At 64.4% G+C, this 24,400-nt stretch carries 20 protein-coding genes; 18 read left to right on the top strand and 2 right to left on the bottom strand.

Annotation, left to right across the window (positions count from 1 at the left end; genetic code table 11):
* Nucleotides 1-29 precede the first annotated feature (29 nt).
* The 15 genes from GA0061098_RS01215 (at nt 30) to GA0061098_RS01145 (ending at nt 18,801) form a co-directional block, all read left to right on the top strand.
* Complete coding sequence (locus GA0061098_RS01215) at nt 30-1,010, top strand: ABC transporter substrate-binding protein (RefSeq protein WP_091953862.1); 981 nt, start codon at nt 30-32, stop codon at nt 1,008-1,010.
* A 113-nt stretch (nt 1,011-1,123) separates the two neighbouring features.
* Nucleotides 1,124-2,815: a DUF3300 domain-containing protein gene (locus tag GA0061098_RS01210; protein ID WP_091952564.1), complete on the top strand. Its 1,692-nt coding sequence runs from the start codon at nt 1,124-1,126 to the stop codon at nt 2,813-2,815.
* Nucleotides 2,812-3,723, top strand: a complete 912-nt coding sequence (locus GA0061098_RS01205) for a DUF2950 domain-containing protein (protein WP_091952562.1) — start codon at nt 2,812-2,814, stop codon at nt 3,721-3,723. The genes GA0061098_RS01210 and GA0061098_RS01205 overlap by 4 nt, the downstream gene beginning before the upstream one ends.
* Entirely contained in the window at nt 3,707-4,177 is a 471-nt protein-coding gene (locus GA0061098_RS01200) for a hypothetical protein (protein WP_091952559.1), read from the top strand. Before GA0061098_RS01205 ends, GA0061098_RS01200 begins: the two co-directional genes overlap by 17 nt.
* A 337-nt stretch (nt 4,178-4,514) precedes the next feature.
* Nucleotides 4,515-4,658: a hypothetical protein gene (locus GA0061098_RS45920; RefSeq protein WP_157644191.1), complete on the top strand. Its 144-nt coding sequence runs from the start codon at nt 4,515-4,517 to the stop codon at nt 4,656-4,658.
* A gap of 302 nt (nt 4,659-4,960) precedes the next feature.
* Nucleotides 4,961-6,886, top strand: a complete 1,926-nt coding sequence (locus GA0061098_RS01195) for a TonB-dependent receptor (RefSeq protein WP_245323128.1) — start codon at nt 4,961-4,963, stop codon at nt 6,884-6,886.
* A 204-nt stretch (nt 6,887-7,090) separates the two neighbouring features.
* Nucleotides 7,091-8,170 carry a HoxN/HupN/NixA family nickel/cobalt transporter gene (locus GA0061098_RS01190; protein WP_091952556.1) on the top strand — a complete coding sequence of 360 codons (1,080 nt, stop codon included), beginning with the start codon at nt 7,091-7,093 and terminating at the stop codon, nt 8,168-8,170.
* Nucleotides 8,151-10,463, top strand: a complete 2,313-nt coding sequence (locus tag GA0061098_RS01185; protein WP_091953859.1) for a TonB-dependent receptor — start codon at nt 8,151-8,153, stop codon at nt 10,461-10,463. The genes GA0061098_RS01190 and GA0061098_RS01185 overlap by 20 nt, the downstream gene beginning before the upstream one ends.
* 146 nt (nt 10,464-10,609) lie before the next feature.
* Nucleotides 10,610-11,929 carry a DUF3422 domain-containing protein gene (locus tag GA0061098_RS01180; RefSeq protein ID WP_091952554.1) on the top strand — a complete coding sequence of 440 codons (1,320 nt, stop codon included), beginning with the start codon at nt 10,610-10,612 and terminating at the stop codon, nt 11,927-11,929.
* Between the two features lie 1,007 nt (nt 11,930-12,936).
* Nucleotides 12,937-14,196, top strand: a complete 1,260-nt coding sequence (locus tag GA0061098_RS01170) for an extracellular solute-binding protein (RefSeq protein ID WP_091952552.1) — start codon at nt 12,937-12,939, stop codon at nt 14,194-14,196.
* A 2-nt stretch (nt 14,197-14,198) separates the two neighbouring features.
* Entirely contained in the window at nt 14,199-15,140 is a 942-nt protein-coding gene (locus GA0061098_RS01165; protein ID WP_091952549.1) for a carbohydrate ABC transporter permease, read from the top strand.
* Nucleotides 15,133-15,981: a carbohydrate ABC transporter permease gene (locus tag GA0061098_RS01160; protein ID WP_091952546.1), complete on the top strand. Its 849-nt coding sequence runs from the start codon at nt 15,133-15,135 to the stop codon at nt 15,979-15,981. The genes GA0061098_RS01165 and GA0061098_RS01160 overlap by 8 nt, the downstream gene beginning before the upstream one ends.
* A 21-nt stretch (nt 15,982-16,002) precedes the next feature.
* Nucleotides 16,003-17,100 carry a Gfo/Idh/MocA family protein gene (locus tag GA0061098_RS01155; RefSeq protein ID WP_091952543.1) on the top strand — a complete coding sequence of 366 codons (1,098 nt, stop codon included), beginning with the start codon at nt 16,003-16,005 and terminating at the stop codon, nt 17,098-17,100.
* Between the two features lie 10 nt (nt 17,101-17,110).
* Nucleotides 17,111-17,755, top strand: a complete 645-nt coding sequence (locus GA0061098_RS01150; RefSeq protein WP_091953853.1) for a ThuA domain-containing protein — start codon at nt 17,111-17,113, stop codon at nt 17,753-17,755.
* Nucleotides 17,752-18,801, top strand: a complete 1,050-nt coding sequence (locus tag GA0061098_RS01145) for a LacI family DNA-binding transcriptional regulator (protein WP_091953856.1) — start codon at nt 17,752-17,754, stop codon at nt 18,799-18,801. Before GA0061098_RS01150 ends, GA0061098_RS01145 begins: the two co-directional genes overlap by 4 nt.
* Nucleotides 18,802-18,929: 128 nt before the next feature.
* On the opposite strand, the gene GA0061098_RS01140 is transcribed toward GA0061098_RS01145, so the two are convergent.
* Together GA0061098_RS01140 and GA0061098_RS01135 are read right to left on the bottom strand one after the other, a co-directional pair.
* On the bottom strand, nt 18,930-19,970 hold the full coding sequence (locus GA0061098_RS01140) for a Bug family tripartite tricarboxylate transporter substrate binding protein (RefSeq protein WP_091952540.1): 1,041 nt from the start codon (nt 19,968-19,970) through the stop codon (nt 18,930-18,932).
* 212 nt (nt 19,971-20,182) lie between these two features.
* On the bottom strand, nt 20,183-21,151 hold the full coding sequence (locus tag GA0061098_RS01135; RefSeq protein WP_165637142.1) for a LysR family transcriptional regulator: 969 nt from the start codon (nt 21,149-21,151) through the stop codon (nt 20,183-20,185).
* A 173-nt stretch (nt 21,152-21,324) separates the two neighbouring features.
* On the opposite strand from GA0061098_RS01135, the gene GA0061098_RS01130 reads away from it, so the two are divergent.
* The 3 genes from GA0061098_RS01130 to GA0061098_RS01120 all read left to right on the top strand — a co-directional run bounded on the left by GA0061098_RS01130 (nt 21,325) and on the right by GA0061098_RS01120 (nt 24,356).
* Entirely contained in the window at nt 21,325-21,945 is a 621-nt protein-coding gene (locus tag GA0061098_RS01130; protein ID WP_091952535.1) for a UbiX family flavin prenyltransferase, read from the top strand.
* A gap of 28 nt (nt 21,946-21,973) precedes the next feature.
* Entirely contained in the window at nt 21,974-23,392 is a 1,419-nt protein-coding gene (locus GA0061098_RS01125) for a UbiD family decarboxylase (protein WP_091952533.1), read from the top strand.
* A gap of 124 nt (nt 23,393-23,516) precedes the next feature.
* Nucleotides 23,517-24,356 (top strand): helix-turn-helix transcriptional regulator, encoded by an 840-nt coding sequence (locus GA0061098_RS01120; protein ID WP_091952531.1) that lies wholly within the window; start codon nt 23,517-23,519, stop codon nt 24,354-24,356.
* The last annotated feature ends 44 nt before the right edge of the window (nt 24,357-24,400 follow it).

Raw genomic sequence — 24,400 nt, 5'->3', positions numbered from 1 at the left:
GGGGGCGCATGTGGGGAGCGTCGGTGGCCATGAGACGCCGTGAGTTCATGTCGCTGGTTGGCGCCGCGACTGCGTTCCCGGTCTTGGCTCGGGCCCAGGACAGACCGCCGTTCGTCGGCGTGCTGACCGGCAATGTCGCCGGCGATCCCGGCGCGCAGATGCGTGTCGATGCCTTTCAGCAGGGGCTCACCGATCGTGGCTGGATCGCCAACCAGAACTATCGCCTGGAGGTGCGCTGGCCGGGTCCCAATCCGGCACGCCAGCAATTGGAGGCGCTCGAACTGATTGCCGCCGGGCCGGACGTGCTGCTCTCGACCAGCACGGGCACGACCCGGGCGCTGCGCGATGCCACGCAGCGAATTCCGATCGTCTTCGTCGGGCTCTCCGATCCCATCGGGACCGGCCTCGTCGCCAATCTGGCGCGGCCGACCGGCAATCTCACCGGCTTCTCGCTCTATGAGCACTCGATGAGCGGGAAATGGCTCGGTCTGCTGAAGGATATGGTGCCGGGGCTGAACCATGCGGCGCTGCTGTTCAATCCGGAATCGTCGCCCTATGCGCCGTTCTATCTTCAGGCGGCGCACCAGATGGAAAACCGGCTCGGTCTCAAGGTCACCGGTGCTAGTGTCCGGAGCGGGGCCGAGATCGCGGCGGCCATCGGAACTGCGACACGCGACGGCGGCGGCCTCGTCGTGCTGCCTGATGGCGGCTTCTTCGGGACCCAGAGCGCGATGACGATCGCGCTGCTGACGCAGCGCCGCGTGCCCGCGATCTTCGCGGTCCGCTTCTACGCGGTGAACGGCGGGCTGATGTCCTATGGCGCCGATCTCACCCAGCAATTTCGCGACGGCGCCGGCTATGTCGATCGCATCCTGCGCGGCACCGAGATTCGGTCGCTCCCAGTGCAGTTCGCCACCAGGTTCGAGCTCGTCATCAACATGAAGGCGGCCAATGCCCTCGGGCTGACGGTGCCAAGCCGCCTGCTGATGGACGCCGAACTGATCGAATGACGTGTGGCTCTCGCGCTGCAGCAGCCACGAGGACCTCGTTTCGTTGATCTCGATCAACAAACGTCTGCGTTCCGGCCCGATCGTCCCACCCTGGAAGTGCAAGGGAGGATGCAATGTTTCGCTGCGGCAAGACCCTGATGGCGCTTGCGGTCGTCATGGCGACATCGTTCGCCGCAACGGCGCAAACCAACACGACGCCTGCGGCCCCGTCTCCGCAGGCGCAGCCGGCCACTCCGCCTGCGCCGACGGCCGAGCTTCTGAAGCCGGAGCAGCTCGAGGCCTTGGTGGCGCCGATCGCGCTCTATCCGGACGAGCTCCTTGCCAATGTGCTTGCCGCCTCAACCTATCCGTTGGAGGTAGTGCAGGCCGACCGCTGGCTGAAGGAGCGCAAGACCCTGAAGGGCGATGCGCTGAAGACGGAGGTCGAGAAGCAGGCCTGGGACGATAGCGTCAAGGCGCTGGCCAGCACCGCCGATGTGTTGACCATGATGAGCGACCAGCTCGAATGGACCAAGAAGCTCGGTGATGCCTTCCTCGCCCAGCAGCCCGATGTGATGGATGCGATCCAGCGCCTGCGCAACAAGGCCTATGACAACAAGAAGCTGGTCACCACCAAGCAGCAGAAGGTGAGCGTCCAGTCGCAGGAAGGCAAGCAGGTCGTCGTGATCCAGCAGGCCGACCCCTCGGCGATGTACGTGCCGTATTACGATCCGGCGACGGTCTATGGCAGCTGGCCCTATGCGGAGTATCCGCCGTATTATTGGGGCTACCCGTCCTATATCGGTGCCGGCGTGGTTGCGGCGGGCCTCGCTTTCGGCACGGCCTGGGCGATCGGGCGCTGGGGCAATTATTGGGGCGGCGGCTGCAATTGGGGCAACCGCAACGTCTACGTCAATCATCGCACCACCAACATCGGTAACGGCTGGCAGCACAATCCGGCGCATCGCGGTGGCGTGCGCTACAACAACAGCAATGTTCAACAGCGCTTTGGCAACAACAACCTGAAGGCCGGTGCGTCGGACCGGATGGATTTCCGCGGCCGTGACGGCAATCAGGTGCTGCGTCCCAATCAGGGCGCAGGAGATCGTACAGGCGATCGTGCAGGAGATCGAGCAGGAGATCGCGCGGGCGATCGTGCAGGAGATCGAGCAGGTGATCGAGCCGGCGATCGGGCGGGTGACCGTGCCGGCAATCGCGGCGATCGGCCGGGCGGTGGTGATCGCGCTGGTGCCGGGGATCGGGCCAAGGGCGGAGGCGACCGGGCCAAGGGTGGTGGCGATCGTGCGAAGGCCGCCAGCCGCCCCAGCGGCGGTGCGGCCAACCGCGGCGGTGGCGGCAATCGCGGCGGCGCGATGAACGTCTCCTCCGGCCGGTCGGCAGCCGCAGCATCCGCACGCGGACGATCCAGCATGGCGAGCATGCCGCGCGGTGGTGGCGGACCAAGCATGGCTGGCCGCGGCGGAGGTGGCGGAATGGCGATGCGCGGCGGCGGAGGTGGCTTTGGTGGTGGCGGCCGCGGAGGTGGCGGTGGTGGCCGGCGTTCCGACATCACACTGAAGCACGATGTCGTCCTGCTCGGCCATCTCGCAAGCGGCCTCGGATACTACCGCTTCAGCTATATCGGCAGCGACAAGACCTATGTCGGCGTGATGGCGCAGGAGGTCGAGCGGGTGGCGCCCGATGCTGTAACGCGCGGCAGCGACGGCTATCTGCGCGTCTACTACGACAAGCTCGGTTTGAGATTCCGATCCTACGCTGACTGGCTCGCCAATGGCGCAAAGATCCCTGCGGAGGAATTGCCATGACCGGCTTGAAGTTGCTTCGTCGCGCCGTTCTGCCGGGCATCGTGGCGCTGGCGCTCATCACCACGGCCCGAGCCCAGCAGTCCTATCCGACGCCGGAGGATGCCGCCTCGGCACTCGCGGCGGCGGCCAAGAGCGGTCCACGTGACGTTCTGAAAGTGCTCGGAAGGGCGGGTGACGACATCGTCTCGTCGGGCGACGAAGTCGCCGACGCCGATATCCGCGCCCGCTTCGTCTCGATGTACGACGCCAAGCACGCGATCAAGGCGGAGGGCAACAAGAAGGCGACGCTGGTGCTCGGGCCTGACGATTTCCCGTTCCCGATTCCCCTTGTCAACACCAAGGCAGGCTGGGAGTTCGACACTGACGAGGGACGGATCGAAGTTCTGCGCCGCCGCATCGGCCGTAACGAGCTCGACGCGATCCAGACCGCGCTCGCCTATGTCGACGCGCAGAATGAATATGCCGACAAGGATCGCGGCGAGGGCGCCGGCATCTACGCACAGCGCTTCCTCTCGACGTCAGGCAAGAAGGACGGTCTGTTCTGGCGTGACGACAGTGACCCGAGTCCGCTCGGTCCCCTGGTCGCGGAGGCTTCAGCCGAGGGCTACAAGCCGGGCGAAAGGCTCGCGCCGTATCATGGCTATTACTTCCGCATCCTGAAGGGGCAGGGTTCTGACGCGCCTGGCGGCGCGCTCAATTATGTCGTCAAGGGCAAGATGATCGGCGGCTTCGGGCTGATCGCCTGGCCCGCCGAGTACGGCAATTCCGCTGTGATGACGTTCGTGGTGAACCATGCCGGCACCGTTTACGAGAAGGATCTGGGGGCGAGGACCGATTTCATCGCGCCGCGCATGACGTTGTTCGATCCCGACCAGACTTGGAAGAAAGTCGATGCCGCAAAGCCTTGAATGGATCAGGGCATCGCGGCTGCGCGCATGTCGCCTGATTGCGATACTGGTGCTGGCGCTGAGCTTCGCAGTGCCGGCTACGCCGTCCTTCGCGCAAGCCGCCGGTCACGTGCGTGCCAAAATCGTCAAAGGGGGTCTCCTTGTCGGCGGTGGCGTTGGAAGCGGTGTGCTGACCTATCGAGGCAATAAGTATCCCTTCAAAATTACGGGCATGAGCTTCGGCATCACCGCCGGCGCGACGATCGGCCGGCTCGACGGCTGGGCCTCGGGTATCCGCGAGGTCGGCGACTTCGCCGGCACCTACAGTTCTGTCGGCGGCGGCTTCGCTTTGGTCGGGGGCGTCAGCGGCGTCCACCTGCGCAATGAGAAGGGGGTGACGATCGTGATGCAGGGGCCGAAAGCGGGCCTGGAGCTTGCGGCCAACATCAGCCGGATCATGATCTCGCTGAGATAGAACGCGTCAGCGGCAGATGTCGTCGCGATAAAGGCCACAGCAACGAAGTGATGATGCCGAAGCGTTCCTGACGAGCGCACTCCGAGCAAGCCTTCCTGCGGCATTTTGACCGCACCGATCTGGAATCATCCAAAGCGTATTTGAATCGTTCCAGACATTCTCCTCCCAGTTGGCGATGATCGAGGCATTCTAAGCCACGCGCACGCATTTGCGTTGCCGTCACGATGGCGTCTTTTTAAAGAGGCGATGCAGATCGCTGACATTCGGATGTTGTCGCCAAGACGAAGGCAGCAAACGCGCGTGCGCGTCTGCAGAGCAACTGATTGACGGGCCATGCATGCCGGCCGAGCTCGGATACGAAGAGCTGCTCTTCGATCCATGGTCGTTGCTGGCCAAACGCGGAAGCCGCTTCACGGCGGGCTGCGCGCTATTGATGAAGGACTTTCTGGAATGCGACGTGCGGGTGGGGATAAGACGGTAGCTCGCTTTGGTGCGGCGCTGCTGGGTGGTGTGGCGTGGCTGACGTGGTTCGAATCGCCTGCTCAATCCCAAACGCCTCAGGGCGGCAGCTCTCTTCCACCCGTGACTGTCGAAGCTCCGACGCAACAGTCGGTTCGCCGTGCGCCAACCAGGCGAAACGACACGCGGGTCCGATCGACCTCACGGCGCGCCCCGCAAGCCCCGACGGTCGCAGTGCAATCGCAACCGGCTGTCGTCCCGCCATTTGCCGGCGGGCAGGTCGCTCAAGACGCGCGACTGGGGATGCTCGGAAATACCAACACCATGAAGTCACCCTTCAGCGCGACGAGCTACACGGACAAGTTCATTCGGGATCAACAGGCGGCAACGGGTGCGGATGCCCTGATCCTCGATCCCTCCGTGCGAAGTTCCCACCCGACGGGCGGTATCGTCGACTCTTTCAACATACGCGGCTTCCCGATCAACGAAGGCAATAACGGTGAGTTCGCCTTCGAGGGCCTTTACGGAATCGCGCCGACATATCGGATCTTCACGGACTACGTCGAGCGCATCGAAGTGCTCAAGGGTCCCTCGGCCGCGCTCTCGGGCATGGCGCCCAATGGCGGTGTCGGCGGCGTCATCAATGTCGTGCCCAAGCGCGCGGAAGAGGATTTGACCCGCTTGACCGCGAGCTACGGCTCGACCGCACGTTTCGGCGGTCACTGGGATGTTGCGAGGCGCTACGGCGATGGCAAGGAATGGGGCGTACGCGCCAGCGGAAGCGTCCGCGGCGGCGACACGCCCATCGACCGCCAGTCCGAGACGACAGGAGTCGGATCGCTGGCGCTCGACTATCAAGGCGAACGGTTCAGGTCCTGGCTCTATCTCATCGCCCAGACCGATCGGTTCGACGCGCCGTCACGTCCCTTTCTGATGGCTCCCGGCCTGCAGGTGCCGAAGGCGCCGGACGGCAAGCTGAACGTGACTCAGCCCTGGGAATGGTCGCGCATCAACGACCAGTCTGCTTTGCTGCGGACCGAATACGATCTCACCGAGCAGGTCACGCTGTTCGCGGATGTCGGCGGCTCCAAGACCAATGTCGAGCGGTTCTTCGGTCTTCCGACCATCGTCAACACGAACGGCAATACGACCTCAACGCCCCAGTACTTCGGCCTCAGCATCGATCGAACCACATATGATGGCGGTGTTCGCGCCCGCTTCGATACCGGCTTCGTCCACCATGCCGTCGCCTTCCAGGCCTCGGTCTATCACGACGCGCTGCACCGGCGGCTCACCAATGGCAGTCTGGTCACCTCGAACATCTACAGTCCGACCGTTGCGCCAACTCAGTTCGCGAACGAGATCAGCGACCGTCCCCGGCTCTCGGACAGCGAGCTTACCGGGCTTTCGATTGCCGACACCTTGTCCGTGCTCGATGAGCGCGTCCTGTTGACTTTGGGCGTCCGCCGGCAGGGCATCGAGGCGAACAACTATTCCTCCAATGTCGGGACACCGACGTCGTCCTATGACAAGAGCGCGGTCACCCCGGTGGTCGGCCTGGTCGTCCGTCCCCAGGACAACGTCTCCCTCTACGCGAACTATGTCGAAGGTCTCGCGCGGGGCGACATTGCCCCTCAGGGTACGTCCAATTTCGGTGAAGTGCTGCAGCCCTACATCGCCAAGCAGTACGAGGCCGGTATCAAGGTGGAGTTTGGCCGGATCGCGACGACCTTCAGCGCGTTCGAGATATCGAAGGCGAGCGGCGAGTCGTCCGCTGGGCGCTTCGCGGCGACAGGCGAGCAACGAGTCCGCGGGCTCGAATTCAACGTCTACGGCGAGCTCTTGCCGGATGTTCGTGTCCTCGGAGGCATCTCGCTGCTGGACGGCACCCTGACGAAGACCGCCGTCGCGGCCAATGTGGGCAACACGCCAATCGGCGTTCCGAACATACAGGCCAATTTCGGCGCGGAGTGGGACCTCCCGTGGATGAGGGGGCTCACTTTGAATGGAGCCGTGATCTACACCGGCAGGCAGTTCGTCGACGCCGCGAACAAGCAGCCGATTCCCGAGTGGACGCGGCTCGACCTCGGCGCCCGCTACACCACCGCGATCAACGGCAAGAAGACGGTTTTCCGCGCAAACATCCAGAATGTGACCGGTGAGAGTTACTGGTCCAGCGTGGCTTCGTTCGGAACATTCTTCCTGGGAGCACCACGCACATATCTCCTGTCGATGACCGTGGACATGTGATCGTTGCGCATTCGCTTGCGTGAAACGCAGCCCAGCATTCCGCTCCGGCGCCGTGATGCACCGGACTACAAAAGTCTCCATTGAATCAACGAGGTGACTTCCGTCTCGGTGCGCCCTTTCGGCCGCCAGGCCGAAAAGTGGCGCGGCTCTTGCTCTTGCCAGTATGAGGGTTCTTGATAAACGTCATACTGCGGGATCAGGTGGATGGAGCGGGCGGTGAGGCGGACTTTGCGGGCGGTCGAGCCCGGAACGGTGGTGCTGTTCGGGGGGCTGATCGCCGCCAACATCGCCGCATGGGCCTGGGCCTTCGCGCTGTTCGGCGATCGGCCGACGGTGCTGGCGACTGCGCTGCTGGCCTGGGTGTTCGGTCTGCGCCACGCCGTCGATGCCGACCACATCGCCGCCATCGACAACGTCGTGCGTAAGCTGATGCAGACGGGTGGCGCGCCGCGCAGCGTCGGCCTCTATTTTGCGCTCGGCCATTCCACCGTCGTCGTGGTCGCGACCATATTGCTCGCGCTCGGCGTGGTGAGCCTTGGCGGCGACAGCCTGCTCAAGGAGATCGGCGGCCTCATCGGCACGTCGGTGTCGGCGCTGTTCCTGCTCGTGATCGCGGCCATCAATCTCGTCATCTTCGTCGGCCTGTGGCGGACGTTTCGCGCGGCGCGGGAGCAGGGGGGTCACGACGCCGAAGGCCTCGAGAGGCTGCTCGCCAATCGCGGCTTCCTCGCGCGACTGCTCGGACCGCTGTTCCGCCTGGTCACAAAACCCTGGCACATGTATCCGCTCGGTTTCCTGTTCGGGCTCGGCTTCGACACGGCGACCGAGATCGGCCTGCTCAGCATCTCAGCAACCGAAGCCGCGCGCGGCGCGTCAGTCGCCGACGTGCTGGTTTTCCCTGTGTTGTTCGCGTCGGGAATGGCGCTGGTCGACACCGCCGATTCCGCGCTGATGGTGAGCGCCTATCGATGGGCCTTCGTCGACCCCTTGCGAAAGCTCTGGTACAACCTCACGATCACCGGCGCCTCAGTGGCGGTCGCGCTGTTCATCGGCGGTATCGAGGCGCTCGGGCTGATCGCCGACCGGCTCGATCTGTCCGGAGGACTGTGGACGTTGGTCGACGGCCTCAACGAGTCCCTCGCCAATGTCGGCTTTGCCGTGATCGCGCTGTTCGCGGTCGCCTGGCTCGTCTCGGTCGTGCTCTATCGCCGCGTCTTTGCTGACGGCCGGCACCGGCCCGCGACGAAAGCTCTGGCATGCGCCGATGCGACCGAAGTGGCGTGAGCCCTGTCGTGGCGGTGGCGCGCTGACGGCACTCTCGGTCCTGGTTCTGCTCGCGGACGACGGCCGCGCTTTCGCGCAGAGCGAGAGCACCTCACGTGAGCTGCCGCCAATCCAGATCGGCGGCGGCGAGACGGCGGGGCGCAAGAAGCCGGTCGCATCGCGCCGGGCCGGCAGGCCGTCCCCAGCGGATCACCGCATCCCCGTGTATCCGGCAGCGGCGCAAGCCTCGGATGTGCGCAGCGTCGCCTCGGGTGCAAAGGGCCAGCCCAGCATGGCCAGCGAGATCTCCGTCTCGGGCGAGGAGATCAATGCACGCCCCTTCGCGCGGCCGGGCGAAGCGCTCGAAGCCGTACCGGGTCTCATCGTGACGCAGCATTCCGGCGAGGGCAAAGCCAACCAGTATTTCCTGCGCGGTTATAATCTCGACCACGGTACCGACCTTGCCATCACCGTTGACGGCGTCCCCGTGAACATGCGCACCCACGCGCACGGCCAGGGCTATGCCGATCTCAACTGGCTGATCCCGGAAACCATCGCCGCAGTGGACGCGCGCAAGGGTCCGTACTACGCCGACGAAGGCGATTTCGCCTCGGCCGGCAGCGTCCATATCGGTCTGATCGACCGCACCAGGGGAATAGCGCAGGTGACCGCCGGCAGCTTCGGCTATCGCCGCCTGCTCGGCATGGACTCCGCGAAGGTCGGTGACGGCTCCTTGCTCGTGGCCGGCGAGATCGGGACCTACAACGGTCCGTGGGAGAATCCGGACAATGTGCGAAAGCTCAACGGCCTCGTGCGCTTCAGCCAGGGCACCGCGACCGACGGCGTCTCCGTCACCGGCATGGCTTACGCCAACAAATGGAATTCGACGGACCAGGTCCCGCAGCGCGCGATCACCGGTGGCCTGCTCGACCGGTTCGGCTCCGAAGATCCAAGCGATGGCGGCAACACCAGCCGTTTCGCACTCTCCGGCCGCATTGCGCAGACCGACGATCTCGGCTCCTGGAAAGCCAACGCTTATGTCGTGAAGAGCCAGCTCGACCTCTTCAACAACTTCACCTACTTCCTGAGCGATCCCGTGCTCGGCGACCAGTTCCACCAGCACGACGACCGCCTGATGGCCGGCGCCAACATTTCGCGCACGCTGAACGGTTCGCTGGCCGGCTTGCCGATGCAAACGACCTTCGGCCTGCAGTCGCGTTATGATGCGATCGATCTCGCGCTCACCAATACCTTCCAGCGCGGCTTCCTTGCCAACATCCGCAGCGACAAGGTCGGCGAGGGCAGCGTCGGCGTCTATGCCGAAAATGCGGTGCGCTGGACTGACTGGCTCAGGACGACGGTGGGCTGGCGCGGCGACTATTATGCCGCCGACGTCACGTCGCGGTTCAATGCCAACAATTCCGGCCGCACCGACGCCGCGCTCGGCAGCCCGAAATTCAGGATGGTGCTCGGTCCGTTCAACCAGACCGAATTCTTCTTCGGCGCCGGTTACGGCATGCACTCCAACGACGCCCGCGGCGTGACCACGACGGAGGATCCCAGCGATCCCGCGACGAGGCTGACGCCATCGCCGCTCCTGGTGCGCACCAGGGGTGCAGAGGTCGGTGTTCGCAGCAGGATCGTTCCCGGCCTGGACACCTCGCTCAGCCTCTTCATCCTGGATCAGGATTCCGAGATCCTGTTCTCCGGCGATGCCGGGGACACGTCGGCGACCCGCGCCAGCCGCCGCTACGGCTTTGAATGGACCAACCACTACCGGCCCAGATCCTGGATCGACATCGACGCCGATCTCGCAATGACCCATGCACGCTTCCGCGGTTATGACAGCGAGCAGGCGGACGTCTATGCCTCGCTCGCCGGCTATCCCGAGGCGCAGATCGGCAATGCGCCCGGCAACTACATTCCGAACTCGCCCGCGATGGTGGCTTCAGTCGGCGTCACGCTGGGCGAGCGGACCGGCTGGTTCGGGACCTTGCGCTGGCGGTATCTCGCGTCGAGCCCACTGACGGAGGACAACGCGTTCCGTTCCTCTGCGACCAGCATTTTCAATGGCCGCCTCGGCTATCGTATCGACAATGGCTGGCGCCTTCAGCTCGACGTGCTGAACCTCCTCAACACGAGGGCGAACCAGATCAGTTATGCCTATGGCTCGCTGCTCAAGACCGATACGCTCTACAACCTCTGCGCATCGGGCACTGCGCCAACTTCAGTCTGTCAGAACGGCGTGATGGACTACGTGCTGCACCCCGTGGAGCCGTTGACGTTCCGTCTTACCGTCGCCGGGACGTTCTAGGTCTGGTCAGGTCGTGGGCGGCGAAAGTCTCCGCGGCGAAAAAATGGCCTCGCAATGCGCGATGCGTTGCAGGCGAGGTGTGTTGTGGTAGTGAACGGTCAGGTTGGCGGCGCATCGCGGCCTGAAAGCCCATCAGGGGACCGTCGATGAACCGTGACCTCGATCTCGCCGACTTCGAACTGCATCCGCAGCGTGGTGCGGTGCTGGCCGAGGTGCATGCGCGTCCATTCACCCGGTTGACGGCGCCAGTCACGGTGCTCCGCTTTGCCTTTCTCGGCCAAGGCGAGGTTGCTGCGGCGGACCGGCAGAACTTCGTGGCTTTCTGTATGTCGCACGGGCAGGCGCCGCCGGACGCCGGAACCAAGCATCACCAGGTGACGATCGGTGACACCCAGCTGCGTTGGGAGCAACACTCGGAGTTCAGCACCTTCACCTGGATCCTGAGCAGCCCGGAGACGCCCGCGCGTCGGTTCGGCGAGATCGGTGAAGAGTCGGCCGCGTTGATCCGGTCTCTGCGCCAATCCGGCCAATTGCTGGTCGCCGTCAAGCTCGAGGTCGAGCAGACCTCGGCGGCGCTGGAGCGTGCGCAGCAGCTGTTCGAGAGAGGGAGTCTCGCCATCGCTGCGGTCCGCAGCGGACCTGCCGTCGTCGCATCCGACTTTCGCACGGATGATCAGGGTTTCGTCCGCATTCTCGTTTGCAACGACGGCCTGTCGCCCGGCCGGCTCGGCGCCCTCGTGCAGCGTGTGCTGGAGATCGAGACCTATCGCACGCTGGCGCTGCTCGGTCTGCCCGCCGCGCTCGAGCTTGCGCCCTCTGTCGATCATATCGGCCGGCGGCTCGTCGAAGTGCTCGAGGAGATGCAGGGCGCCGAGGATCTCAAGCTCAACAACCATCTCCTGACGGAACTGACCGCATTGGCGGCTTCGCTGGAAAGGGGAGCTGCCGGCAGCTCGTTTCGGTTCGGCGCGAGCCGCGCATACAACGACATCGTGCAGGCCCGCCTCGCCGTGATCGAAGGCGGCGAGATCGCGGGCTATCCGACCTGGTCCTCCTTCCTCGCCCGCCGCATGGCACCTGCGATGCGCACCTGCGCGACGATGGAGGACCGGCAGGCCGATCTGTCGATCAAGCTCGCGCGCGCGGCCGATCTGTTGCGCACACGCGTCGATGTCGAGCTCGAGGAGCAGAACCGCGATCTGCTGCGCTCGATGGACGAGCGCACCCGGTTGCAATTGAGGCTGCAGAGCACGGTCGAAGGCTTGTCGGTGGCGGCCATCGGCTATTACGTCGTCAGCCTGTTCGGCTACCTCGCCAAGGGCGCCCATGACGGCGGTCTGCACGTCGAGCCTTCGCTGGCAACCGCGATCTTCGTGCCGGTTGCCGTGGCCGTGGTCTGGATCGTCACCCGCAATATCCGCAGGCGGCACTTGAAGCACGACGAAATGTCGGGCGCTCGCGACTGAGGGCGCGAACGAGGCTCTTGCGCTCTGGCGCTGCCCGGCTCGATGTCGCTGAACAGGATCCGCGCGTCCGCACCCATCGCCGTGCCGCGACTCGCGCCGATCCCGGATGTCGCTGCTTTCATCCGGGCTACGGCACCTGCCTGTGTCGCCCTCTGTCAATCCCCGCGCGCAGAAATATTCCACTTTACCGAAATTCGGTTTCGGCGTATGCGAGCCCAACCGGGCAGACTGCATCATCCAATTCGCGGGGCGAGGGAGGCCAGAAGGAAAGTTCGGCTCCCGGGAGATCACGGCATAAGCCGTCCAACCATCGCGCAGGGAAGGCCGAGTGATCGGCACCACCTGTATGCTGCTGTGCGGTTCTTTCTGCGTGCGCTTTTCGCGCAGCGGACCGCGGGTGCGAGCCAGCACCCGGTCTTCCCTGCGCCCTCTTGGCTTTTGAGGGTAGCGAGACGAAGCAAAGCTCGGGCGAATTACGCCGCGAGAATGCGAAGGTGTGTCTGCGACACACACGCGATGTCATTTCCCGGCCTCGACCAGGCGATCAAGTACGCCAAGACGGTAATGGATTGAATCGAGAAGCCGCGGCGCACCGGACGCTCGTCTTCGCGGGGAATGGCAGCGGAGATCGGAAAATGGTCGATCGCCCCATGCCCCGAAGCGAGTCACGGAGTCTATCAGGAAGAGCACCCGCCGGCCCTGATCGCGAAAGCGCGCGCATTCGCTCATGGTGGGTGCCGACGGCCCGCATGAAATGCGCGCTCCGAGCTAGGCCCACGGCTCGCATGCCCTGGTTTGGCCCACGGGACGCCCACGATGCTGGATTTCTGCCACGCAAAACGCCGCACGGATCGCGGCGCCAGTTCCGGATGCGCCGCGGGCGACCAGCACTTCCGGATATAGACCCCCTCCCGCGTGAGGTGCGTAGATCAGAATTTTAGTTGCGTACCTCAAAAATCGGGAGCAGGATCGCGGCAAAGAATAAGATCCGGTCGGGAGGAGATGTGATGAGACTGCTCAGGAAGCTGGGACTCGCCGCTGCCGCATGCCTGCTTTTGGCCGACGCCGCCGCAGCCGATACGATCGTAAAGTGGCTGCACATCGAGGCAAATCCGGCCCAGGTGAAAATCTGGGAGGAGGTCGCGCGCGCCTATGAGGCCTCCCATCCTGGCGTCAAGGTCGAGATGCAGTTTCTCGAGAACGAAGCCTACAAGGCCAAGCTGCCGACCATCCTGCAATCCAAGGATCGGCCGAACATCATCTACAGCTGGGCCGGCGGCGTCCTGAAGACCCAGATCGAGGCAGGCGTTCTCGACGACATTACGGAACAGGTGAAGGGTTACAGCGACAGTCTCACACCGGCCGCGCTCGCTGCGTTCTCCGCCAACGGCCGCGTTTATGGTCTGCCGACCGCGCTGTCGCAGGTCGGCTTCCTCTGCAACAAGGAGCTGATGGCCAAGGCGAAAGTCGATCCTGCCGGGATCAAGAGCTGGGACGATCTGCTTGCGGCGGTGAAGACGCTGAAGGCCGCCGGCGTGACCCCGATCGTGGTCGGCGGCGCCGACAAATGGCCGTTGCACTTCTACTGGACCCATCTTGCGGTGCGTATCGGCGGCAAGCCGGCATTTGACGCTGCATTGCGCGGCGAGGACAGCGGCTTCGCCGGCGAGACCTTCCAGAAATCCGGCGAGCTGTTCAAGCAACTCGTCGATCTCCAGCCGTTCCAGAATGGTTTCCTTGGTTTCAAGAATCCGCAGGCCGTTGGCTATTTCGGTGACGGCAAGGCAGCGATGACGCTCGCGATCAGCACTGTCTATCATTTGCAGCGCGCTCTCGCCGCCGACAAGGTCGGATTGAGCGAAGACAAGATCTGCTGGTTCGACTTCCCGGTGGTGGCCGGCGGCAAGGGCGCACCGACCGATACGCTCGGCGGCATCACCGGCTGGCTGGTCACGAAAGGCTCGCCGAAGGAGGCGGTCGATTTTCTGAAGTACTTCGTCTCGAAGGACGTGCAGACGCGGCTTGCGGCGGGTAACTTCATCATCCCGGTGGTGCAGGGCGCGGACGCTGGTCTCAACAATGCCTTCATGAAGCTGATCGCGGCCAATCTGGCGAAGTCGAACTACCACCAGAACTTCTATGACCAGAGCCTTGGTCCCTCGGTCGGCCGCGTCGTTAACGACGTCACCGCGGAGATCGCCGGTGGCAGCATGAGCCCGCAGAATGCGGCGAAGGCGATCGAGGCGGCGTGGAAGCAGGGCAACTGACGGTGGCGCGGCGTATCGCGAATTCGCCCGCGATTGGCGTCGCGGAGACACCGTTCTCTTCGCTCGCGGTCCGCGGCCCGGCTTGGGACGGCCGCTTTACGGTCCTGATCCTGTTCCTGCCGCCGGCGCTGCTGTTGTTCACGCTGTTCGTGGTGCTGCCGATCGGCGAGGCCGCCTGGTATTCGGCCTTCAATTGGAACGGGTTCGGCAGGCCGACCAACTGGATCGGCTTCGACAATTACCGCTTCGTGCTGGAGACGCGCGCCTTCTGGCTCGCGCTGCGCAACAATGGGCTGATTATTGCGGTCTCGCTCGCGATCCAGCTGCCGCTCGCGCTGACGCTGGCCTTGATGCTCGCCGAACGCTTTCGCGGGTCGGTGGCGCTGCGCATGCTGTTCTTCATGCCCTATATCCTGGCCGAGATCGCGACCGGGCTGATCTTCAGCTTCGTCTATGACGGCGACTACGGCCTCGTCGCCTCGATCTGGCGCAGCTTCGGCGCCGAGCCGCCCCATCTGCTGGCTTCAACCGACACGTCGATGCTGGCCGTGCTGATCGTGATCGTGTGGAAGTATTTTGGCTTCCACATGATGTTGTTCATCGCTGCGCTCCAAAGTCTCGACAAGAGTCTGATCGAGGCGGCACGCATCGACGGTGCGACGCGCTGGCAAGCCCTGCGCCATGTCGTCATTCCCTTGCTCTATCCGACGATTCGCCTCTCGGTGTTTTTCGCCATTGTCGGCTCGCTGCAGCTGTTCGACCTCGTCATGCCGCTGACACGCGGGGGACCTGCGGACTCCTCGAACACGATGGTGAGCTTCCTCTACAACAACGGCATCTCGCGCATGCGGGTCGGTTATGGCAGCGCCATCGGCGTCATCCTGTTCGCGATCTGCGTGACCTTTGCCTTTACCTACAAGCGTTGGTTCATGCGCGATGAGTAGTGCCGAGACCTCCCGCACTCCGGTCGATCCCGCCGTGCTGTTCAAGGCAGTGTTCCTTGCCATCGTGGCCATCTTCGTGCTGGTGCCGCTGCTCGCGACGTTGCTCGGCGGCTTCAAATCGCTCGGCGAATTGCGCGTCAACCCGTTCGGTTTGCCGCGTCACTGGGAATGGCAGAATTACTCCGACATCCTGTTCTCCGCGCGCTACTGGCAGCTCCTGCGCAACTCGCTGATCATATCGTCGCTCGCGGTGGTGTTGACCCTGATCACCGCCTCGATGGCGGCGTTCACCTTTGCCCATGTCAAGTTCTACGGCAGCTCGATGCTGCTGAGCTATCTCATGCTCGGTCTGCTGTTTCCGGCGGCGACCGCGGTGCTTCCGTTGTTCATCAAGGTGCGCGATCTCGGGCTGCTCGATACCTATTTCGGCGTTGCGTTGCCGCAGGTGGCCTTCAGCCTCGCGATGAGCGTGCTGCTGCTCCGGCGTTTCTTCAAGGACATTCCCTATGAACTGCTCGAGGCTGCGCTGGTCGACGGCTGCAGCTACATCAAGTTCTTCCGCTATGTGACGTTGCCGCTGTCGCGGCCGATCCTGGCGACCGTCGGGACCATCACCTTCGTCAACAGCTGGAACGCCTATCTGTTGCCGCTGGTGATGCTCAACACGGATGCGCTCTATCCCTGGCCGCTCGGCATCATGGTCTATCAGGGCGAGTATTCGTCCGAATGGCACCTGATCCTGGCCTTCATCACGTTGACCATCCTGCCGACGATCATTCTCTTCCTTCTGGCGCAGAAGCACATCGTTGCCGGCCTCACTGCAGGTGCGGTCAAGGGATGAACGGACCTTACGGAGATCACTATGAGAAAAGTCGGAATTGGAATCATCGGCTGCGGTGTCATCAGCACCGCCTACCTCAAGGCGGCGCAACGCTTCCCGGTCATGGAGGTCAGGGCGCTCGCCGATATGCGCAGTGACGTCGCGGAGCGGCAGGGTGCCGCTTTCGGGCTGCCGGCGATGCGGGTCGATCAATTGCTCAAGCGCGATGACGTCGAGGTCGTCATCAATCTCACGGTGCCGCTGGCCCACACCGACGTCAGTCTCGCGGTGCTGAATGCCGGAAAGCATGTCCATTCCGAGAAGCCGCTCGGCATCAACGCCGCCGAAGCCCGCAAGGTGATCGATCTCGCCGCACAGAAGAACCTGCGCGTCGGCAGCGCGCCCGACACGTTCCTCGGCGGCGGGCACCAGACCGCCCGCAAGCTGATCGACGACGGCGCGATCGGCACGCCGGTGGCGGGCAGTGCCTTCTTCGGCTGCCCCGGCCATGAGCGCTGGCACCCGGCGCCGGGCTTCTATTACTTGCGCGGCGGCGGGCCGATGCTCGACATGGGGCCGTACTACATCACCGATCTCGTGCAGTTGCTCGGCCCGGTCGCTAGCGTGATGGGCTCGACCGCGCGGCCGAAATCGGAGCGCCTGGTCACCAGCCAGCCGATGAACGGGACGCTGATCCCGGTCGAGGTTTCGACCCATGTCGCGGGCACGCTTGAATTCGAGAGCGGAGCAGTCATCTCGATCGCGATGAGCTTTGATGTACCGAAGCACCGGCATGCGCCGATCGAGATCTATGGCGACAAGGGCAGCATGCAGGTGCCGGACCCGAACCGGTTCGGCGGCGAGGTGCAGCTCGCCAGGACCGGCGGCGAATGGGAAACGATGCCGTTGACGCACGGCCATGTCGAGGGTGAGTTCCGCTCCATCGGGGTCGCCGACATGGCATCCGCGATCCTGAACAACCGACCGCACCGCGCCAGCGGCGCACTTGCGTTCCACGTGCTGGAGGTGATGGAGGCGTTCCAGACCTCCGCCGATGAAGGACGTCGCGTCAAGATCGAAAGCAGCGTCGAGCGGCCGGCGATGCTGCCGGCGGGACGTGAAACGGGACAGATCGATTGAGGGAATGACCATGCGCAAGGCAATGATTGTATGGGGCGGCTGGCCGGGACACGATCCGGATCTCTGCGCCTCGATGATTCGCGGCTGGCTGAGGGCGGAAGGCTTCGAGGTGCGGATCGAGACGACGACGGCGGCATTCGCCGATCCCGCGATCCACGACATGTCGCTGATCATCCCGATCTACACGATGTCGAAGATCGAGAAGGCGGAAGCGCTCAATCTCTGCGCCGCAGTGCGGAGCGGCGTCGGGCTCGCCGGTCATCATGGCGGCATGTGCGATGCGTTCCGCGATTCCGTCGACTACCAGTTCATGTGCGGCGGGCAGTGGGTCGCCCATCCCGGCAACATCATCGACTACAAGGTCGACTTGACGAAGCCGGATGACCCCATCATGAAAGGCCTGAACAGTTTCGAACATCGTTCCGAGCAATATTACATGCATGTCGACCCCGCCAACGAGGTGCTGGCGACGACGACCTTCACCGGCGAGCACGCGCCGTGGATCGAGGGCGTGGCGATGCCCGTGGTCTGGAAGAAGCGCTACGGCGCGGGCAGGGTGTTCTATTCCTCGCTCGGCCACCGTGCCTACGAGCTCGACGTGCCGGAGATCCGGACACTGATGACCCGCGGCATGCTGTGGGCGGCGCGCGAATGACGGGAGGGGCGACGCAGCCGGCGATTCGTGCCACGCTCGAGGACGTCGCCCGTGCGGCCGGCGTTTCGCTCGCGACCGTCGATCGCGTCGTCAACCGGCGCGAGGGCGTGCGCGCCAAGACCGTCGCGCGTGTCGAGGCCGCAGTGGCAAAACTCGGCTATCGCGCCGACGTCGCGGCGGCGCGGCTCGCCCGCGGGCAGACGTTCCGCTTCGCCTTCGTGCTGCCGACCGGCAGCAACAGCTTCATGACCAATTTGAGCGAGCAGGTCCAGCGCACCGCGGACTGGCTCGCCGGCCAGCGCGGCTTCATCGATATTCTCCATGTCGACGTGTTCGATCCGGATGTGCTCGCCGGCGCGCTGGAAACCCTGTCGCCGGCCTACCAGGGCGTCGCCGTCATCGCGCTCGATCATCCCAGGGTTCGGGCCGCGATCGACGAGCTCGTCGGACGCGGGGTCGCCGTGGTGACCCTCGTGTCGGACGCGCCAAGCTCGCGCCGCCTGCACTATGTCGGCATCGACAATCCCGCCGCAGGCCGCACTGCCGCGACGCTGATGGGGCGCTTCCTCGCTGGGCGCGAGGGGACGGTCGCGGTGATCGCGGGGTCGCTGTCGCTGCGCGATCACACCGAACGGCAGTTCGGTTTCCATCAGATCCTGTCCAGCGAGTATCCGAACCTGCCCGCGCTGCCGGTTATCGAGGGCCGCGACGACAGCGATCGCACGCGGGAGCTTACGGCCGCGCTGCTCGCACGCCATGCCGATCTTCGCGGCATATACTGCTGCGGCGCCGGAAACCGCGGCATCGCCGATGCGCTCGAGGCCTCGGGCCGCGCTCGCGAGGTGGTCTGGATCACCCATGAGCTGACCCAATACACACGGCGTTTCCTGGTTCGCGGCACGCTCGATGCCGTGATCAATCAGGATCCCGGGCACGAGGCGCGCTCTGCGGCACGCGTTCTGCTCGCGCACTGTTCGGGCGAGCCAATCAGCGCCGACCAAGAACGCATCCGCATCGACATTTTTCTGCGGGACAATCTGCCGTAAGGCGAGCTCATACCGCCAGCGCCGCTGCGTTGAGCCATGCGCGGGCCGGTCGGCGAGCGAGCTTTGGGCGAGCAGGGCGCGGGTGGCGGATCGCGCAGAAAGGCTGACGATCACACAACAGCTGGAAGTCACATCGGCTCGATGCCGATCTTCTTGATGATCCCGGCCCATTTTGTGGTTTCCGCGGTCATGAAATCCTTCAGACCTTGGGGGGCCATCACCAGGGGCTCGGCGCCCTGCTCCACCAGGAGGGTGCGCAACTTCGGATCGTTCATGGCTTCGATCATGGCGGCATAGAGCTTATCGATAACGGCGGTGCCGGTGCCCGCGGGCGCGAGCAGGGCAAGCCACGCCGCGCTCTCGTAATCCTTCAGGCCAGCCTCGGCCGCGGTCGGCACGTCCGGCAGCGCCGTCATGCGTTTGTCGCTGGCAACTGCGAGCGGGCGCGCATCGCCGCTCCTGATCAGACCGATGACGTTCGGCAAGAGCTGGAAGCCGAGCGGGACTTGGCCCGCGATGAAGTCCGGCGTGTAAGCAGCGATGTTGCGGTAAGGAACGTGGGTGATCTCGGTGCCCGTGAGCTGCTCGAAATAGGCAGCCGCAAGGTGCTGCGACGAGCCGACTCCGACCGTCCCGTAGTTCAGCTCCCGGGGGCGGGCCTTGGTGTACTCGATCAGCTCGTGCAGTGATTTCGGCGGCAGCCTCGAATTGATCACGATGACATTCGGCAACGTGGCGAACAGTCCGATCGGGGCGAAATCCTTCAGCGGATCGTAGGGCAGCTCCTTGTATAATGATCGGTTCGCGGCCAGTGGGCCCGATGTGCTCATCAGCAACGTGTAGCCGTCCGGGGCGGCATGTGCAGCGGCCGCGGTACCGATATTGCCGCCGGCGCCTGGGCGATTGTCGACCACGAAGGCCTGTCCCAATGACGCCGACATGCGGTTAAGCAGGATGCGCGTGATGACGTCGCTGGCGCTGCCGCCTGCGAAGGGCACGAGCACCTGGATCGGACGCGCGGGGTAGTCTTGGGCTTGCGCGGGACGCAGCCCTGTGGCGGAGAGAGCCGCGCCCAGGCCGAGCGAGAGCAAAGACCTGCGGTCAGGGTGAAATCCTTCAACGTGCGGCGCTGTGCCGTCCGTGATCTTGCTGTGACCGAACCTTGCCATCTCGGACTGAATCTCCCGACCGTGTCTTGTTCTGCGAGCCTTGGGAGCGTCCGCGACAAGAATGTCCGGGAGGAGCGCCAGGCCGCGATTTTCTGCGCCTGGACCGTAGTTAGCGGCTTGACGTGACCGTCATGCCGGCTCGTCTCGAAACTTACCAACCCGTCTCATTTTGCAAAGGGGCGCGACATCTTGTCCGGGTAAGCGTTCGGAATTCAGGAAATCGTCTTCCCAGCCTTGCGACGTTGCTTGCGGGATGACGAGGCTGCGCCGCCCGAGCCAGGTTCAGCCAACTCCTTTGCCACCGCCGCCGCCTGCGCCAGATCGTGGCTGATGACGTCCAGCACGGCCTTGGCCGCAACCGAGACCGCTCGCCGCGGGTGATGCACCCAGGCGATAGAGCGAACGATCCGTTGCGCGTCGAAACGGTGGGCTCGAATGGTCCCGCTTGCCAGCGACTGCCGGAGCGCGATGGTCGGCAGCACGGTCGCGAAATCGGTGGTCGCGATCACGTCGCAGAGGGCGGGCAGGGTGTCGAGCTCCAGGCGCGGCCGCAGGTCGATGCCGAGGGCTGCGGCGTGCTCGTCCAGGATCAGCCGCAGGCCGTGGCGCTTCGAGGGTAGCACCAGATCGAAATTCGCGATGTGGTCAAAGCGCAGCTTGGCCGGCGGCCGGATCGGGCCGTCCTTGCGGCAGGCGAACACCATCTCCTCGTCCATGATGTGATGCGCGGCGAGTGGCGTCCTTCGGCGCGGCACGTTGATCAGCGCGAAATCGAGTTGGCCGCTGTTGACCCAGTCGACCAGCGTCTCGGTGTAGCCTTCGCACGCGGAGAGGATGATCTCGGGATAGCGGCGCGCGACAGTCGCCGACGAGCTTGCCATGGTGCTCTGCGCGACCGAGGTGATCAGCCCGACCGAGACGCGGCCCGAAATTCGTCCGCCCAGCTGGGCCATCTCCTGGCGCGCATACTCGGCATCGCGCACGATCGGCGCCGTCAGCCGCACCAGCGCCTCGCCGGCGCTGGTCAGCGTCATGCCCTGGACGCTGCGGTCGAACAGCTTTTGGCCGAGCTCGGCCTCGAGCTTGGCGATCTGCATGCTGAGCGCCGGCTGCACAATGTTGAGCCGGCGCGCGGCCCGCGTGACGTTCTTTTCATCGGCCAGGCACAGGAAATATTGCATCTGCCTGAGTTCCACGGGGCCAGTCCTTCGTTCACCAACTCGCTCGCGAGCCATCATCTCCGATGATGAACGATATAATCAATCATTATTTGTTGTGATGGCCGAGATTGCCTAGTTTTGCGGCCGGCCACGTGACCTCGAGGATACGTGCCCACGGGAGCGAAATCAGACATATGCAGCACGCAGCGCCCAAGCGGATGATCATCGGCATTTCCGGCGCCTCGGGCGTCACCTATGGCGTGCGCCTGCTGCAACTCCTGCGCAATGCCGGCGTCGAGACTCACCTGGTGATGTCGAAGACGGCCGAGCAGACCTTTGCCTACGAGACCGACCTGAAGATCGCGGAGGTGAGGGAGCTCGCCAATGTCAGCCATGCGATCGACGACATGGCTTCGGCAATCTCGAGCGGCTCGTTCCGTACCGCGGGCATGATTGTGGCGCCGTGCTCGATGCGCTCGATGTCCGAGATCGCCTCGGGCGTCACCACGACGCTTTTGACCCGCGCCGCCGATGTTGTGCTCAAGGAGCGCCGGCGCCTGGTGCTGATGGTGCGCGAGACCCCGCTGCACACCGGGCATCTCAGGACGATGACGGCGCTATCGGAGATGGGCGCAATCATCGCGCCACCTGTGCCCGCCTTCTACGCAAAACCCGAGAATCTCGAAGACGTGGTCGAGCACACCGTCGGCCGGGTGCTCGACCTCTTCGATATCGATATCGGCGTGGTGCGCCGCTGGGGCGAGGACGAAGCGCTCAAGCGCCGCTCGCCGTCGCTGCGCAAGATCGCGCCCTGACCCGAACGCCCGAGGAGAGATACGTCATATGCGAATGCAAAATTCGGCGAAGAGCACGAACGCACCGGCCGATCTGCGTGCCTGGCTTGCTTACCTCGCCGAGCGCGGCAAGCTCGCGATTGCCCGCGAGGGTATTGCGCTGACCGATGAGCTCGCCGCCATCGCGAAGCGGCTGGAGCGCGACAGCGCGGTGCTGTTCCCGCGTCCCGATGGGCACGAGATTTCCGTCATCGCCAACCTGTTTGCCGGTCGTGACTGGGTCGCCGATTCCATCGGCGTCACCGAGGACCAGTTGCTGCCGCGATTCCTTGCCGCCGCAAGCAATCCGCTGCCGACCCGCGAGGTCCCGGACGGTCCAGTGCAGGAGGTCGTTCACGACGACGTCGACCTGCTCCGACAACTTCCGGTGCCGAAGCACAATGAACGCGATAGCGGTCCCTATATCACGGCCGGCCTGTTGATCGCGCGCAATCCGAAGACCGGCGTTCAGAACGTTTCGATACACCGTTGTCAGGTCAGCAGCAAGAATCGTATCGGCGTTCTGCTGCTGCCGCGGCACACGTTCTCTTACTATCGCATCGCGGAAGAGCTGGGCCAGGCGCTGGAGATTGCCATCGTCATCGGTGCGCATCCGGCGCTGCTGCTGGCTTCGCAGGCGATTGCCGCGCTGGACGAGGACGAGATGGCGATTGCGGGCGCGCTGCTCGGCTCGCCCGTGGACGTCGTCAAATGTCGCACCAATTCGGTTCGCGTTCCCGCCTATGCGGAGATCGTGATTGAAGGACGGATCCTGCAAGGCGTACGCGAGCCGGAGGGCCCGTTCGGTGAATTCCCGCAATATTACGGCCCGCGCGCCAATCGCGAGGTGATCGAAGTCGATGCCATCACGCATCGCGCCAAGCCGATCTTCCACACCATCGTCGGCGGCGGTTTCGAGCACCTGATCCTCGGCGGCGTGCCGCGCGAAGCGACGCTGCTCCAGCATCTGCGCCGCAGCTTCCCGACCGTGCTGGATGTTCGTCTCACGCGCGGCGGCACCTGCCGCTATCATCTCGCGATCAAGATGGACAAGAGCAATGAGGGCGAGCCGAAGAACGTCATGATGTGCGCCTTTGGCGCGCATTACGACATCAAGCAGGTGGTCGTGGTCGACAAGGACGTCGATATCTCCTCCTCCGAGGAGATCGAATGGGCGGTGGCGACGCGCTTCCAGGCCGACCGCGATCTCATGGTCGTCGCCGGCGCGCTCGGCTCGAAACTCGATCCGACCACGGATGACGGTATCGGCGCCAAGATGGGCCTCGATGCGACAGCGCCGGTCAGCGCGTCTGAGCTCGCCTTCAAGCGCATCCGCGTCAACGGCGAGGAGGACGTCGACCTGACGACAGCCTTGCAGGCCGATCCGGGCGCTGCGGTCGCGCGCCTTCTTGCGGAGGCGCGGATGTGAGCGGGTTATCGCCCGGAAGCGGCTTGCGTCCGTTTGCGCCGTTGGAATATGTAGCTGGGGCGGCCTATAGTGCCGCACCAGCAAGGCAACCATTTTGCGGCGCAACGCCGGGAGGAAGAAACTGATGTCGACGGCCCTGCGCATCGCTCATGGCGCTTTCGGCAGGGTCGCTCTGCTCGACATGGACCGTTCGCTGGTCCGCCACGCTCATCATCACTGCCACGTCCTGCTCAAGGTCGAGGGCGCCGACACCCAGTTTCTGGTCGGCGACCAGGTCACGCCACTCACGGACACGGCCGCCGTTCTCGTCGACGGCTGGAAGCCGCATGCCTATGTGCATGACGTCAATCGCCCGCGCACGCTCATCATGGCGCTCTATATCGAGCCGGAATGGCTGAAGGAGTTCCGACCCGGATGGGCCGCGAGCGGCGCGCCCGGCTTTTTCGAGCGTCCCTCGGGCGAAGTCTCGCCGCGCATTCGGCAACTCACGCTGCATCTTGCGGCCGAAATGATGGCGAATCCCGATGCGGTGCGAACCCACGAGCAGACCCTTTCGGACCTCATGATCGCGGTGATCGAGCGCTTCACGCCCTGGCGCAGCTTTCCGACCTCGATCCGCGGCATGAGCGCGGTGAGCTGCGACTGGCGGATCCGCCGCGCGATGGACGCGATGCGCGTGAACGATTCCTACGCCAACGTCGATCAGTTCGTGAAGGGCGCGGGCCTGTCGCGCGCGCAGTTCTTCCGCCTGTTCGAGACCTCACTCGGCGTTTCGCCGAAGCTTTACCTCAACGTCGTCCGCATGGAGCGCGCGCTCGATGCGGTGATGCGCGAAGACACGCCGCTCGGCGAGCTCAGCGAGCGCTTTGGCTTTCCGGAGCCTGCGCATTTCACGCGCTTCTTCCGCGATCATGCCGGTGTCAGCCCGCGCGAGTTTCGCAACGTCTCGCGCCTCGCGGGCTGATCCTTGCGGGCTGATATTGCGCTGCACGCTCTCGAATGAGACGA

The organism is Bradyrhizobium shewense, assembly GCF_900094605.1.
Taxonomy (GTDB): domain Bacteria; phylum Pseudomonadota; class Alphaproteobacteria; order Rhizobiales; family Xanthobacteraceae; genus Bradyrhizobium; species Bradyrhizobium shewense.
This window is presented reverse-complemented; position numbering and strand designations above follow the sequence as displayed.

Excerpts from the sequence above, each read along its gene's own strand:
- GA0061098_RS01215 (WP_091953862.1), top strand. The coding sequence starts at position 30 with ATGAGACGCCGTGAGTTCATGTCGCTGGTTGGCGCCGCGACTGCGTTC.
- GA0061098_RS01210 (WP_091952564.1), top strand. The coding sequence starts at position 1,124 with ATGTTTCGCTGCGGCAAGACCCTGATGGCGCTTGCGGTCGTCATGGCG.
- GA0061098_RS01205 (WP_091952562.1), top strand. The coding sequence starts at position 2,812 with ATGACCGGCTTGAAGTTGCTTCGTCGCGCCGTTCTGCCGGGCATCGTG.
- GA0061098_RS01200 (WP_091952559.1), top strand. The coding sequence starts at position 3,707 with ATGCCGCAAAGCCTTGAATGGATCAGGGCATCGCGGCTGCGCGCATGT.
- GA0061098_RS45920 (WP_157644191.1), top strand. The coding sequence starts at position 4,515 with ATGCCGGCCGAGCTCGGATACGAAGAGCTGCTCTTCGATCCATGGTCG.
- GA0061098_RS01195 (WP_245323128.1), top strand. The coding sequence starts at position 4,961 with ATGAAGTCACCCTTCAGCGCGACGAGCTACACGGACAAGTTCATTCGG.
- GA0061098_RS01190 (WP_091952556.1), top strand. The coding sequence starts at position 7,091 with ATGGAGCGGGCGGTGAGGCGGACTTTGCGGGCGGTCGAGCCCGGAACG.
- GA0061098_RS01185 (WP_091953859.1), top strand. The coding sequence starts at position 8,151 with ATGCGACCGAAGTGGCGTGAGCCCTGTCGTGGCGGTGGCGCGCTGACG.
- GA0061098_RS01180 (WP_091952554.1), top strand. The coding sequence starts at position 10,610 with ATGAACCGTGACCTCGATCTCGCCGACTTCGAACTGCATCCGCAGCGT.
- GA0061098_RS01170 (WP_091952552.1), top strand. The coding sequence starts at position 12,937 with ATGAGACTGCTCAGGAAGCTGGGACTCGCCGCTGCCGCATGCCTGCTT.
- GA0061098_RS01160 (WP_091952546.1), top strand. The coding sequence starts at position 15,133 with ATGAGTAGTGCCGAGACCTCCCGCACTCCGGTCGATCCCGCCGTGCTG.
- GA0061098_RS01155 (WP_091952543.1), top strand. The coding sequence starts at position 16,003 with ATGAGAAAAGTCGGAATTGGAATCATCGGCTGCGGTGTCATCAGCACC.
- GA0061098_RS01150 (WP_091953853.1), top strand. The coding sequence starts at position 17,111 with ATGCGCAAGGCAATGATTGTATGGGGCGGCTGGCCGGGACACGATCCG.
- GA0061098_RS01145 (WP_091953856.1), top strand. The coding sequence starts at position 17,752 with ATGACGGGAGGGGCGACGCAGCCGGCGATTCGTGCCACGCTCGAGGAC.
- GA0061098_RS01140 (WP_091952540.1), bottom strand. The coding sequence starts at position 19,970 with ATGGCAAGGTTCGGTCACAGCAAGATCACGGACGGCACAGCGCCGCAC.
- GA0061098_RS01135 (WP_165637142.1), bottom strand. The coding sequence starts at position 21,151 with ATGCAATATTTCCTGTGCCTGGCCGATGAAAAGAACGTCACGCGGGCC.
- GA0061098_RS01130 (WP_091952535.1), top strand. The coding sequence starts at position 21,325 with ATGCAGCACGCAGCGCCCAAGCGGATGATCATCGGCATTTCCGGCGCC.
- GA0061098_RS01125 (WP_091952533.1), top strand. The coding sequence starts at position 21,974 with ATGCGAATGCAAAATTCGGCGAAGAGCACGAACGCACCGGCCGATCTG.
- GA0061098_RS01120 (WP_091952531.1), top strand. The coding sequence starts at position 23,517 with ATGTCGACGGCCCTGCGCATCGCTCATGGCGCTTTCGGCAGGGTCGCT.